The sequence below is a fragment of the Vibrio sp. bablab_jr001 genome, from assembly GCF_016464285.1.
Taxonomy (GTDB): Bacteria; Pseudomonadota; Gammaproteobacteria; order Enterobacterales; family Vibrionaceae; genus Vibrio; species Vibrio fluvialis.
Genome location: NZ_JACDWZ010000046.1, coordinates 114,762 through 128,207, shown reverse-complemented (window position 1 = coordinate 128,207; position 13,446 = coordinate 114,762). Strand labels below are relative to the sequence as shown.

Here is a 13,446-nt window from a genome sequence, read left to right as displayed (position 1 = left end):
CTGAAAATCATAATAATAACTTCAACGCCAGCTGGCTTAACTTTCAAAGGAACGACGAAATGAAACACACCCCGGTATGGGCAGGTCTGCTACTGCTACTCTGCTCAACATCAGGCTTTGCGAAAACCGTACTGACTGAGAAAAACCTCGATACTTACATGCAGGTGACCGAAGAGCTCGACGCAACCGCAGAGGATTCTTTTGACACCGACGAGACAACGATGCCACTGACCTACGCGGCGCACTGTGACTGGCAACGTCACTATCAACAGGCCGTCGCTTCAGCCCCTGCCAAGGAGGTCGCGGATGTGGAAGCAGCAGCCAAACATCATGGCATGTCACCGGTTGAGTACTTCGAGTTCACCCACAAAATGCAGTGGATGATGATGGAAGAGATGCAGATGATGCTCAAATCCAGCGAATCGTTACTGAAATCCCTGCCAGCGGAGAGCCGTAGCGAGCTCGAAGCGGAAATTGCCAATCAGAACAACGTGATTGAACTGCTGAACCGCTGCATGACTGATGAAGACAAAAAAGCAGCGCAACGCCTCAAACCGATCCTGATGAAAAAAGCCATGCAGATGATGGAAAACTAATTGGTTATTGTCGGGGCGGGCTTTACGCCCCGGCTTCTCTCTGTGCTTCCCCGTTGCTATATGCCTGATTTTCTGTATGTTGGACAATCAAACATCAGAGGGAATCGGGAGAAAATATGGAACTGGAACTGTTTGTGGTTGATGCCTTTACCACCGAACGCTTTAAGGGCAACTCGGCCGCCGTTGTCCCTGTCACGGACTGGCTGAGCGACGAGCTCATGCTCGCCATTGCCCAGGAAAACAACCTCTCTGAAACCGCGTTCATCAAACGCCTTGCTGCGGACCATTACGCCATCCGCTGGTTTTCTCCGCTGACCGAAATTGATTTCTGTGGCCATGCGACACTGGCCTCCGCTTACGTGTTGTTCAATCACTTTGGCGGAGGCGATACATTGACGTTCGACACTGCCGCCGTCGGCACACTCAGCGTTACCCAGTCGGCGGACAAGCGCATCGCGATGAGCTTTCCCAATCGCGCGCCGCAACCTGTCAGTGAAATCCCGGCCGCTTTACTGGAAGGGCTTTCCATCAAGCCTGATGAAGTGCTTCTCAGCCCTCAAGCCTATTTTGCGGTGTACAAGGATGAAGCAGCGGTGACTCAGGTGCTGCGCGATAACCAAAAACTCAAACAACTCGCACCGTATGATGTGGTTGCGACGGCTAAATCGACCGACTATGATTTTATCTCGCGCTATTTCTGGCCCGCCAATGGCGGTGATGAGGATCCGGTGACGGGTTCAATTCATGCCGGACTGACGCCATTCTGGGGCGAACGTCTGGGTAAAACCAAGCTTCTCGCTTATCAGGCGTCACAACGTGGCGGTTTGCTGCAGTGCGAATTGCAAGGCGATCGCGTCATCGTTTCCGGCCATGGCGTGCTCTATCTGCGTGGCAACATTCACGTTGCTTAGCACGTTTGATGCCGTTGGAACCTCAACTCAGGAAGGACGACATTATGATTCGTGGACACTGTCACTGCGGCAACATCAGTTTGGAGATCCCTCGTCTCACCACGACAGCCACTGAATGCAACTGCTCTATTTGTCGCCGTTATGGCGCGCTGTGGGGTTACTTTACTCAACCTGAAGTTAAGGTCATCGATCAGGGGGCGGGTCTTGAACAGTATGTATGGGGTGATCAATGTATTGAGTTTCAGCGCTGTAAAGGATGCGGCTGCGTCACCCATTACACGGCGGCTCCGGGCACGGGCAGCGAGCGCCTTGCCGTCAACTATCGGATGTTTGATGCCGTGGTCCAACAGGCCTTGATCATTCGCCACTTTGACGGCGCCGATTCGTGGCGTTATCTGGATTAACAATGCGCAACCGTCTGTCGATTCGCTCTTACACTGCCCACTCCACCAGCCACGTGCACCACTATCACCAGTTGGTGTTGCCGCTATCGGGCTACATCGACATTGTGGTCGATGATGTCGTGCTCAAATCTGGTTTGGGCGATTGCGTGGTGATTCGCGCCGGATCGCGCCACGATTTCAGCGCGCCGGAAGCTTTCCGTTTTCTGGTTGCCGATCTCAACGAACTGCCTGCCAATCTAACTCAGTCGGAAGTCGTGAGTTTTCTGCTTGATCCTTCAGCGTTGGCGTACATTCAGTTCGTCGACAAGCAGCTCAGTGCGCAGGTTGATAAACACATTGAAGCCATGACGCTGGAGCTGTTTCTGGCACTGCTGGCTCGCCAGAGCTTTGCGCGCAAAATCGACCCGCGGATTCAAAAAGCGGTGCAGGCGATGCGCGATAATCTGACCCGCTCACTGACCATCAATGAGCTGGCCAACATTGCGTGCCTGAGCACCACTCAATACAAGAACCTGTTCAAAGCCAATCTGGGGATGACGACGTTTCAGTACCTTACCCAACTGAGAATGGAGCGTGCCCGCGCACTGCTGACTCACTCCGACTACCCGATTGGTCTGATTGCTGAGCAAGTGGGCTTTCAGGATCCTTCCGCTTTCAGCCGCAGTTTCAGCCGTTATTTTGGCCAGCCGCCCAAGTTCTACGCCAAGTAAGTTTTCCATCCCAACAATACATATGGTGAACTTGTGGCGGTGGCAACACGAAAAGCACCATCTCGGCGTAGCAAAGTGTCCTTTCTGCACAATTTAATAAAATAATCGCTCTACTATCGGTGTTACTGATTTTTGTTCACCGAGAATGTCTAATGTCGCGTTCAATACGTTTAAACCAACCTTATTCCCTGCTGACACTGGCACCGATTCTGTTTCTTCTGATGTGGAGCAGTGGTGCGGTGATGGTCAAGCTCGGCTTAGAACATGCTTCCGTCTGGAGCTTTCTGATTGCCCGTTCGGCCATTTCTTTCACGCTGACACTGTTATTACTGCGCCTGATGCGCGGCCGCTGGCGCCCCAATCTGTCTCACACCACTGGGGCTACCCGGTGGAACCTACTGGGCTCCGGCTTGCTATTGCAGGCCGGCTATCTCAGTGGTTACTTTCTGGCGATCTCAACAGGTCTGTCTCCGGGCATCGTTACCGTCATTTTGGGCTTACAACCACTCCTGACACCACTGCTGACCGGGCAGCGTCAGAGCCGACGCGCAATGCTGTTTCTGCTGTTTGGATTTATGGGGCTGAGCCTTGCAGTCGCTGGGTCGGCGCAACTGGACGCGCTGAACTGGAGCGGGATAGGTCTGGCGATACTGGCATTGGCAGCGATTACTTTTGGCACCATTTGCCAAGGCCGAATCAAGTTCGACAATCTGGATTCGGTGGTGTGTCAGAACAGTGTGGCACTGGTTATTTTCAGCCTTATTCAACTGACGCAACCCTGGCAGATGCAATGGAATGCGCCGCTTGTCATCTCGCTGCTGTGGATGAGTGTGGTGGTGTCGACCGGCGCGTTGCTGCTGTTGATGCTGATGCTCAAACATCAGTCCGCCAGTCAGGTCAGCGTGCTGTTCTACAGCATTCCGGTGCTGACGATTCTGTTTGATTATGCGCTGTTTGGTACCACGCTCAGCCTGATGTCTTGGGTGGGAGTGCTCACCGTTGCCGCAAGCGTATGGGGTTATCAGAACGACAAAGCCAGACGCGCGTTAATCGCAAACGCAGCGTCTGGCTAAGAGGGAGATATCACCTCGAGTGAAACGTTACTGGTTGTGAATATCGAGCTTATTCAGCAGCGATGGAAAACCCCAACCATTTTGACCCGGCACCACCGTTTCACCGGTTAAATACTCAAACAATGTTGGTGCCAATGAGCCGTTCGCTTCACTCAGCAGCGGCTTTTTATTGGCTCCCACCGGCGCGCCCCAAAAGCCCAGAAACGCATCTTTTTCCAGATAACTTTCCCCGGCATGACGTCCTGGCACTTTGGTGTTGTAGCCAATACCATCACGCGGGAACAGGTTGACGGTGCCAGCACGGTCCTCTTCGTAGATGGCTGCTAACTGATTGACGGAATCTGGCCGCGCGCTAAAGCGGGTCAAATCTCGCCACTGATTGGCATCACACCAACTTGCGACGTGATCTGCGGTCGCTTTATACAGGCATTTATCCACCAGCTTGGCGTAATGGCTGAGTGCCTGCTCGCTCGGGCGTGACAGATACGGGTTGAGCACCTGCACATCCAGCAGACGCGCTTTACCATTTACGCCAGCGTAATAGAGCTTGTCGCCCTGCTTGCGGATAATTTCATCCACCCGCTGACCTTCGCGTTCGCCAATCAGACGCACCGCACATTGGTTCAAATTGCAGGCGCTTTCGCGTACCGCCAGATAATCCAGCGTATCGCCAAGACGGATTACGCTCTCGGCGATCACATCGATGGGTTTCTCGCTCTCTGCGGGTTGCCATTGGGTCAGTTCCTGATACACCGGTTGCACTGTCCAACCCGCGTTGGCATTAAAGAAATCCAGCATGAAGTTACCGCCCGCGGTCGACGCAACCACCACATCGACCTGATGATAGCCAGGCGGATTGAGCGCGTTGGTCAGCTTCGGCCCTTCCCCTTCATCTGAGGAAATTTTCTCCAGATGAATCGGGATTCCGAGTTCTTTCGCCAGCGGAGTGAAGATCTGCTTTTCCGGATTGAGCGCAAAATAGACTGGCGCCAGACCGTGGTCCCCCGCCATACCCCACAAAGTGCGCTCATACACACCTGCATCCCGATAAGCACTTTCCATCCGCCCTAACCAGTAATCAAGACGGTTAAGCTCGCCCGTTGGCATGATGACTTCATCGCTGAACGGGCCGGTAAAATGCGCAAAATGATCCGGCCACGGGTTGTACACCAGGGTGTAATCCGGCAAGCCGTTGATGTCTTGCTCGGCGTATTCGGCCAGCGCTTGTTGCAACGACCATTTGCGGCTCAGGCGAGTGTAGAAATCCCATTTTGAAATATCCTGATAGTCGTCCACCTGCTCAATCAGTGTTGCGCGCACGCCATTCAGCGATTGCTCCACTTTCGCCCGCGCTTCAAGGTCGCGCAAGCAGCGTTTCTCACCAAAATCGCGCTGCGCTTCGCCGACACCGAGGTTGATTAAGCCATCGTACGTGACGTGCGCATTCCAGTCGTATTGCGCGTTGCAGTTAAGCGTTTTGAGGTAGTCCAAACGATCAAACATGGTTTTGACATGACGTTCACCGACCAGCTTATCGAGCTGCAATGCATCATTGCCGTAGAAGTAATACGCCCGGTCTTGTTGGCGATCAACAAAGTGGAAATTGGGAATGCCGGTACCGCCATCGCCGGAGACTTTCGCCCCCGTTTTGATCAGCGGCAGGTTGCGCACGCTGATGGTGGGCGTCGAGGAAATCCCTACCTGAACGATATTGCTGTGCTCACTACGATAAAGGCGCTTAAAGAACGGCAGGTAATAGGGATCGTGATACGGCTGTTCGGCGAGGATTTGCATAAAACGCACCTGCTGCTGATGCTCAGGCTGTTCATGAGTCAACGGCGAACTTACCGACTCCGCATTTACCTGACGGCGGTACACTTCGCCGATAAATGGCTTACTCGGGTCAACCAGCCCCTGCATCAAGCCTTGTTGCAAACCATCGACGGTAATCTGCACCGCAAAACGGCGCTGCTGCTGAGAACGCAGAAAATCCGCGACTTGTGTCGGGTCACTGTCGAGCATATCCACCAGCCAATCCGTCAAGCGTTCAGTACGCTCCTGCTGATACAAAAACTGGCGATACCCTTTGAGCACATTGAGGCGCACAAAATCGATCAGGCTGACGGTCACAGCTTCTGCTTTATTGTTGATTTTGCTGGCATTGTCGGGTTTGGCATCTTCCATCACCGCCAGCAGCGCATTTTTCATATCGCCGTCCTGCATGCCGGATGAGGCTTTCTCCAGCAGCCCAACCACTATGGGTTGAATTTTAGCGACCAACGCTTTGTCTTGCGCACTGCCGCTCAGGTATTGATACTGCTGCGGCAACTGAGCCACATTTTGCCACTCGCCCACCTGCACCAACGCATCATACAGCGTCACCAAAGTCGCGATGAAATCCCGGTCAACTTTAATCCCTTCCTGATGCGCCTGATCTTTGCTGCGCATCTGGGTTTCATCCGTCGGTTTATCACCCACATGATACAGACTGTGTTCAAAGCCTTTGAGCGCTTGCTCGTCGTACACGCTGCTAAGATACGCTTTGAACTGATCACCCGGCTCAATCCCGGTGTAACGGTCGTAATACTGATAGAGGAAGTAGCCGAGCGGAATGGCGTACCCCGGATCAGAAATTTGCTTAATGACGCGAGCTTTGACTTTCGCGTCCAGCGGTAAAGTCAGAATGTAGGTATCGAGCGACACTCCCGCGATAGTAAAAATAGTGGCATCACGCGCCACGGTGGTCGAATAGCTGAGCGATGAGACAATCTGATTTTTGAGGATCTCAGCGGAGTTAAACACGCCGCCGATGATGGGCGTGTCCCCCAACGCCGCCTGAGCGGGCGAGGCCAGTAAACAGGCAGACACCGCTGCAATGAGCGGTGTCTGATGAGTCAATTTCAAATAAGACATAGACGGAGATTCCGTAAATCGTTATTGGCTAAGCTGCTCTCGCACCCAATCCAGCACTTCAATCAGTTGGTGATCAGGCATGTTGAGCAACCGGTCACCCACATACCACTCAATGAAGCTTTGATTCGGTTGCGGTGCACTCTGCGGGTTGCCGAGCCAGATTTTCTTGTCTGACGCCAGACGGTTACGCAGTACGATCGCATTGTCGACGCTTAGTGGCAGATAGAGGTGCAGCATGTTGGCCTGCGGCTCAATCGGGTTGAGCACAAATTCCGGATATTCAAGCAGGATTTGATAAACCTGTTGCGTGCGCTCGTATAGCGCGGGCATCATCGCAAGGCGCTGTTCAAACTGCATCGCAGCCGAGACCACATAAGGTGTGCGATGATATACGTTGCCGCCCTGACGGCGCATCCACACGGCCGCTTTCTGAATAAAGGCTTTGCTGCCAAGCAACATTGAGCCACCAAGGCCATTCACGCCTTTATACAAAGAGACATACGCGGTGCTAAACCCCTTAGCAATATCACGATAACTCTTCTGATAATACGCGGCCGATTCCCATAAGCGCGCACCGTCCATGTGCAGGTGGATACCCTGCTCGGCGCAGTATGTTTTGACCTCTTCCAGCTGCTGCCAGCTTGGCAGCTGACCACCAATCTCACGCATCGGCAGTTCATACACCGCCGCCGCAATTTCATCCGGCCAGGCTTTAAGATCTTTGACATTCCACGGGCGATGGCGATCGCCGACGGGCAGTACCTGAAAGCGTTGCTGCATCTGATAGCCCTGCGCTTCATGCGCAAAGATGTGACAGGTTTCGTGCATCGCAACCACCGGGCAACGTTTTTCCTGACACACCAACTGCAACGCGGTTGGCTGGGTCATGGTACCCGTGATCACAAACAGCGCGGCCTCAAAGCCCAGTAGCTCAGCGACCTGCTGCTCAAAATTCTGAATGGTTTTTCCTTCTCCGTAAGCATCATGCACAGCATCATGCTCCTGGCACCAGTCTGCCATCTGGCGAAACAGTGTCGCCGGATCCGGTTCATGGTTGCCCGCGATAAAGGTGTGGCATTGTTGGCGAAGATCGGCATCCATACGTTCTCATCCTATTGCATATCGTCCAAGCAGAACGATATCACTCCCGAATGAATTTTCGATACTGATGCACTAAAACTGTGAAACGTAGTGAGGAACGAGCAACCCCAAAGCGTGATCAGCGTCCTTTGGCGGCCCGAATTTGGGTTTTCTGACGGTACATTACCTGATCAGCCTGTTCGAGTAAGGTGTCGATACTGACATCCGCCACTCCATCCCCTGCCACGGTGCCGCTGCAAAACGCCAGCTGATAAGGACGACCAGCGGTGTGGTTAAACTGTGCTACGGATTGACGGAAACGTTCGATCGCGTTTTCAGCATCCGCTGGCAGTGTCGCCGACATAAACACCACAAACTCGTCGCCGCCGAGGCGAGCAAGCAGATCCGATTCGCGAAAGCTTTGTTTCATCAACTGTGCAAAATCTTGCAGCGCATCGTCACCGATGGAATGGCCAAGTTTGTCGTTAATCTCTTTGAAACCATTGAGGTCAAAAAACGCCAAACTGTAGGGCATGCTGTTGAAACGGCAGTGCGCTAAGCTCTTTCCTACCAGAGATAAAAAGCCGCGACGATTGGAAATATTAGTGAGCTCATCCATAGAAGCATTGTGCGTTGCCGACAGCTCACGTTCCGCCATTTTGGCCAGATCGAGCAAATCGACAATCTGGTCCTGATCCAGGTTACGCGGCTCGGTATCAATAATGCACAACGTGCCGAGCTTGGTACCATCCTGGAACACCAGTGGCACACCCGCATAGAAGCGAATGTGAGGTTTATCGGTCACCAGCGGGTTGTCGGCAAAGCGTTCGTCCACTTCAGCGTCATTGATGATAAACGGTTCATCGCCCAAAATTGCATGCCCGCAGAAAGAAACATCCCGCGGCGTCTCTTTCACATCCAGACCAAAACTGGACTTGAACCACTGGCGTTTCTCATCCACCAGAGTCACCAGGGCAATCGGCACATCAAACAGGCGTCTTGCCAGGCGAGTAACACGATCAAAACGCTCTTCCGGTGCGGTATCCAGAATGCCGAGTTTGTGCAGGTTGGCAATACGTTGTTGTTCGTCGAGAGGTTTGGCTGGTATTTGCATGGCGACTCGCCGTTTACACTGTTAACATAGTTCTACAATAGTTGAGTTGCGAAATCAGGTAAACCTTTGTCTCGTAGAACATTGGCGTTGATTTCGATATTTTCAACCGCATATTACCTGACATAACTGCTCGTTCAAATTCAAAAAAACCATAGGTTCTTATGCAAAACCGCCAAACAATTACTCCCCCCTCGCTGTCACGTCAGCTGTTTCAGATGACCTGGCCGATGCTCTTTGGCGTGCTGTCGCTGATGAGCTTCCAACTGGTCGACAGTGCTTTTATCGGCCAACTCGGCGTTCTGCCACTGGCGGCGCAGGGGTTCACTTTGCCAATTCAGATGATCATCATCGGCATTCAGGTTGGTCTTGGCATCGCGACCACCGCCGTGATTTCACGCGCGCTGGGGGCAGGTCAGGATAAATACGCCAAGCAGCTGGGCGGTTTAGTCGTGGCGATGGGCAGCATTGGCGTCGCCGTATTCGGCGTGGTGCTGTACTTATTACGTCACCCGATTTTGTCGCTGTTAAGCGCGCCGGAAAGTGTGTTTACCATCATTGATAGTTACTGGATTTGGTGGGTCATCAGTGCGTGGACGGGCGCGGTGCTCTATTTCCTCTACAGTCTTTGCCGCGCCAATGGCAACACCATGCTGCCAGGAACCATGATGATGATCACCAGCGTACTGAATCTGATTCTGGATCCGCTGTTTATCTTCACTTTTGATCTCGGCATCAATGGTGCAGCGATTGCGACCATTCTTGCTTTTGGTATCGGTATTGTGATCGTAGCACCGCGGGTATCGGCCAAACATTGGATGCTGTTTGACTGGAGCGATCTGAATATTGCCCAGAGTGTGCGCTCCATTGGTCACATTATGGGACCGGCAATGCTGAGCCAACTGCTGCCGCCTCTTTCCTCAATGCTGGCCACCAAATTACTGGCAGGCTTCGGCACAGCGGCTGTTGCGGCCTGGGCATTGGGCTCACGCTTTGAATTTTTTGCCATTGTGTCGGTGTTGGCGCTGACCATGTCGATGCCGCCAATGGTGGGCCGTCTGCTCGGTTCAAGCAATATGGCGGACATTCGCAAACTGGTGACTATAGCGATTCGTTTTATTCTGGTATTCCAGCTACTGATCGCCTTGCTGACATTGGTACTGGCAACGCCTCTTGCCAGTCTGATGACCAGTGAACAGAGCGTGGAATCGATCCTCAACTGGCACCTGACGGTGGTACCGCTCAGCCTTGGGCCATTGGGCATCTGTATGCTGATGGTATCGGTGTCTAACGCGCTGGGTAAATCTTACGTCGCGCTGACCATTTCTGCACTTCGCCTGTTTGCTTTCTTCCTGCCCTGCTTGTGGTTGGGCGCGCAGATTGGCGATTTGAAAGGGCTATTTATCGGGGCGTTCATCGGCAATATTCTGGCGGGCGCGACCGCCTGGAGCATCTATCAGCGTGCGTTGCATCGCATCGAAATGAATGTCCGTCAGGCTTAATACGAAAACAAAAAAAGGCGCTCAGATGAGCGCCTTTTTTAATCATTGAGTGTTAGCGATTGCGACGCGCTTCCACTGCGGCAGCCAGTTGGCGCAGCACAGTTTCTGTGTCGTCCCAGCCAATACACGCATCGGTAATAGACTGACCGTATGTTGGCGCTTTACCTTCAACCAAGTCCTGACGACCTTCGACCAGATGCGATTCAATCATGACGCCGAAAATCGCGTGTTCGCCACCTGAAATTTGCGCCGCAACATCTTCCGCCACCACCATCTGGCGTTGGTACTGTTTCGAGCTATTCGCATGGCTGAAGTCGATCATCACTTTCTGTGACAGACCAGACGCTTCCAGTTTCTGTTTGATTTCACCCACATGTTCTGCACTGTAATTCGGCTCTTTACCGCCGCGCAGAATGATGTGGCAGTCCGGGTTACCTGCGGTTTCCACAATCGCAGAGTGACCGTATTTAGTCACTGACAGGAAATGGTGCGAAGCGCTGGCTGAACTGATCGCATCGGCTGCGATCTTGATGTTGCCATCAGTACCGTTTTTAAAACCAACCGGACAAGAAAGACCCGATGCCAGTTCACGGTGAACCTGAGATTCTGTGGTACGCGCACCAATAGCGCCCCAGCTGATCAAGTCAGCAATGTACTGCGGGGTGATCATATCAAGGAATTCACTTGCCGTTGGCATGCCCATATCGGTCAAATCCAGCAGCAGTTTACGGCCGATACGCACGCCGTCGTTGATTTCGTAAGTGTCGTTCAGGTACGGGTCGTTGATCAGACCTTTCCAACCCACCGTGGTACGTGGTTTTTCAAAGTAAACTCGCATCACGACTTCGAGCTGTCCGCTCAGTTCATCACGCAGCACTTTCAGGCGTTTGCCGTATTCGATAGCCGCTTCAGTGTCGTGAATTGAACATGGACCAATCACCACCAACAGGCGATCGTCTTTGTCTTGCAGAATGTTGTGAATAGCTTCGCGGGCTTGAAATGTCGTTGAAGAAGCGACTTCAGTCGCTGGAAACTTCTCCAGTACAGCAACTGGGGGTAACAACTCTTTAATTCGTTTAATATTTACATCATCAGTTTGGTACATCGCTTACTTCTTCCTATTACTTGTCGCTGCTGGCTATTCGAACGGAAATAGCCTCTCCCAAAGCAGCGTCATTTGCTCTTCCCGTAACTTATCCACTTCAAGCACCAAGCGCAACCATTATTTTTTACCAAAAGCAATATGTGTAAATTATTTACACTTAAAATTATGTGTAATTATTTTTTTACACCGTAATGACTGAGAAAGAACTGGGCACTCTGCTGCGCCAGTTTGCTGCGTTCTTCCTGTGATAACGACGGTTTCAAACCGAGGATTTGTGGCCAGAAACAGCTGCCCTTGATCAGGCTATGCAACTGGATATTAGCCAAATCGATATCCTCAATATTCAGTTGCTTATTATCCACCTGATGCTTGAGCCAACGGGCGAGTTGAGTCTCTTTCATCGCCATCTGTTCGGAATGCTGTGTCAATTCTTCTGGACGATACAGATAGTGCCCCAGCACGACCCTCGCCAGGTCGAGATATTCACCGGATGCAAGAATATCAATTTCACTCAGCAGCAGCTGTTCTAACTGCTCATGCAACGGCAAAGAGGCCAATTTGTCTGAATCCATTAGGTTCGCTGTCGCTTGCCACAGATCCGCCAGCAGGGTCATGACCAACATCTCTTTAGAAGCGAAGTGGTTGTAGACCGTGCGCTTGGAGACCTGCGCCATCGCGGCAATCTTATCCATACTGGTGTTTTGCGCGCCAAACTCGCGAAAAGCCGCCATCGCCGCCGATAGTATGGCTTCGCGCTTCAATTCACTGCGGGTCTTTTTCATTTTTCTTGCCTTGGTCGAATGTTCATTTTTGGTCAATATTACACTAAGCAGTTTACTTTTCACCACCCAATATGTAAACTACACCGACTAGTTTACTTTAAAACTTATAAGAAACGTCACAAACACTTCATGTTGATCGCTAAAGATACACCCAAGCGTTTGTGCCACAGCACAACACAGGAGGAAGATATGAATATCGAAACAACCTGCTCAACGGCGACTGAACTTCCGATGCGCGACGGCAAATTTGCCAACAGCGAGGTCGTGACCAAAACCACGATGCGCGACTTCCTGACCATTTCCTGGGCTTACCTAACCGCTGATCGCGAGGAAGCTGAGCCAAAAAAGCCGATACCTGTTCAGTCGATCACTACTGAGCAGCTCAACGATGAAAGCGAAGACGTTGTCTATCGTCTTGGCCATTCCACTGTACTGATGAAACTTGACGGCCAATGGATCCTCACCGATCCGGTCTTCAGCGACCGCGCATCACCCGTACAATGGATGGGGCCGAAACGCTTTCACGACACACCGATTTCTCTCTCAGAACTGCCTTTTATTGATGTGGTGTTGATCAGCCATGATCACTATGACCATCTCGACAAAGCAGCGGTAAAGCTACTGGCCGATAAAGTCGGACGCTTTCTGGTGCCACTTGAAGTGGGCAAGCTGATGGTGAAATGGGGACTGCCGCAAGAAAAAATCAGCGAGTTTGGCTGGTGGCAGAGAGCAACCGTTGGCGAGACAGAGTTTGTCTTCACGCCGACGCAGCATTTCTCCGGACGTGGCCTGAGTGATCGCAACACGACCTTGTGGGGAAGTTGGGTGATCCGAGGTCAGGATAAATCGATCTTTTTCAGCGGTGATTCCGGTTACTTTGGCGGCTTTAAACAGATTGGCGATCGTTTTGGACCATTTGATCTGACTTTGGTTGAAACTGGCGCCTACAGTTCACTCTGGTCTGAAGTCCACATGTTTCCTCGTGAGAGCCTGCAAGCGCATTTGGATCTGAAAGGCAAAGTGATGCTGCCGATTCACAACAGTACGTTTGATTTGTCGCTGCACCGTTGGTACGAGCCACTGGAGCAGGTCACTAAACTGGCGCGAGCACTGAATGTAACCGTCACCGCTCCGATGATTGGTGAACGTATGGCCATCGCCGAGCCAGCACCGTTGGAAAAATGGTGGCTGAGCACCGTCAACGAGAGCGAACCAACGGCCGCAACCGAGCCATGTTTGAATACGTCTAACTAACTCTC

12 protein-coding genes are annotated in these 13,446 nt (G+C 52.1%); 7 read left to right on the top strand and 5 right to left on the bottom strand.

Translation table 11 applies throughout. The annotated features are described in order from the left end of the window. Nucleotides 1–59 precede the first annotated feature (59 nt). The 5 genes from JIG40_RS07860 (at nt 60) to JIG40_RS07840 (ending at nt 3,694) form a co-directional block, all read left to right on the top strand. Nucleotides 60–596 (top strand): hypothetical protein, encoded by a 537-nt coding sequence (locus JIG40_RS07860; protein WP_020328852.1) that lies wholly within the window; start codon nt 60–62, stop codon nt 594–596. A 116-nt stretch (nt 597–712) separates the two neighbouring features. Continuing rightward, on the top strand, nt 713–1,507 hold the full coding sequence (locus JIG40_RS07855) for a PhzF family phenazine biosynthesis protein (RefSeq protein WP_199465091.1): 795 nt from the start codon (nt 713–715) through the stop codon (nt 1,505–1,507). A gap of 44 nt (nt 1,508–1,551) precedes the next feature. Beyond that, entirely contained in the window at nt 1,552–1,911 is a 360-nt protein-coding gene (locus JIG40_RS07850; RefSeq protein ID WP_024374861.1) for an aldehyde-activating protein, read from the top strand. Between the two features lie 2 nt (nt 1,912–1,913). Continuing rightward, entirely contained in the window at nt 1,914–2,621 is a 708-nt protein-coding gene (locus JIG40_RS07845) for an AraC family transcriptional regulator (RefSeq protein WP_199465090.1), read from the top strand. A gap of 152 nt (nt 2,622–2,773) precedes the next feature. Beyond that, nucleotides 2,774–3,694 (top strand): DMT family transporter, encoded by a 921-nt coding sequence (locus JIG40_RS07840; protein ID WP_199465089.1) that lies wholly within the window; start codon nt 2,774–2,776, stop codon nt 3,692–3,694. 27 nt (nt 3,695–3,721) lie between these two features. Here JIG40_RS07840 and JIG40_RS07835 read toward each other — a convergent pair whose 3' ends face one another. From JIG40_RS07835 to JIG40_RS07825, 3 genes are all read right to left on the bottom strand, one after another. Beyond that, entirely contained in the window at nt 3,722–6,607 is a 2,886-nt protein-coding gene (locus JIG40_RS07835; protein WP_199465088.1) for an alkaline phosphatase family protein, read from the bottom strand. Between the two features lie 21 nt (nt 6,608–6,628). Further along, nucleotides 6,629–7,708: a beta-eliminating lyase-related protein gene (locus JIG40_RS07830; protein WP_154183042.1), complete on the bottom strand. Its 1,080-nt coding sequence runs from the start codon at nt 7,706–7,708 to the stop codon at nt 6,629–6,631. Between the two features lie 118 nt (nt 7,709–7,826). Beyond that, the gene (locus JIG40_RS07825; protein WP_032080889.1) at nt 7,827–8,801 is read right to left on the bottom strand and encodes a sensor domain-containing diguanylate cyclase; all 975 of its coding nucleotides are present in this window, start codon (nt 8,799–8,801) and stop codon (nt 7,827–7,829) included. Between the two features lie 161 nt (nt 8,802–8,962). Between JIG40_RS07825 and JIG40_RS07820 the strand changes: the two genes are divergently transcribed. Then, entirely contained in the window at nt 8,963–10,300 is a 1,338-nt protein-coding gene (locus tag JIG40_RS07820) for an MATE family efflux transporter (RefSeq protein WP_055452028.1), read from the top strand. A 52-nt stretch (nt 10,301–10,352) separates the two neighbouring features. Here the strand turns inward: JIG40_RS07820 and aroG are convergent, their stop codons facing one another. Together aroG and JIG40_RS07810 are read right to left on the bottom strand one after the other, a co-directional pair. Beyond that, entirely contained in the window at nt 10,353–11,405 is a 1,053-nt protein-coding gene (aroG, locus tag JIG40_RS07815) for a 3-deoxy-7-phosphoheptulonate synthase AroG (RefSeq protein WP_024374868.1), read from the bottom strand. Nucleotides 11,406–11,578: 173 nt separating this feature from the next. After that, nucleotides 11,579–12,187, bottom strand: a complete 609-nt coding sequence (locus JIG40_RS07810; protein ID WP_038127576.1) for a TetR/AcrR family transcriptional regulator — start codon at nt 12,185–12,187, stop codon at nt 11,579–11,581. Nucleotides 12,188–12,376: 189 nt separating this feature from the next. Between JIG40_RS07810 and JIG40_RS07805 the strand changes: the two genes are divergently transcribed. Beyond that, on the top strand, nt 12,377–13,441 hold the full coding sequence (locus tag JIG40_RS07805; RefSeq protein ID WP_199465087.1) for an MBL fold metallo-hydrolase: 1,065 nt from the start codon (nt 12,377–12,379) through the stop codon (nt 13,439–13,441). Nucleotides 13,442–13,446 lie beyond the last annotated feature (5 nt).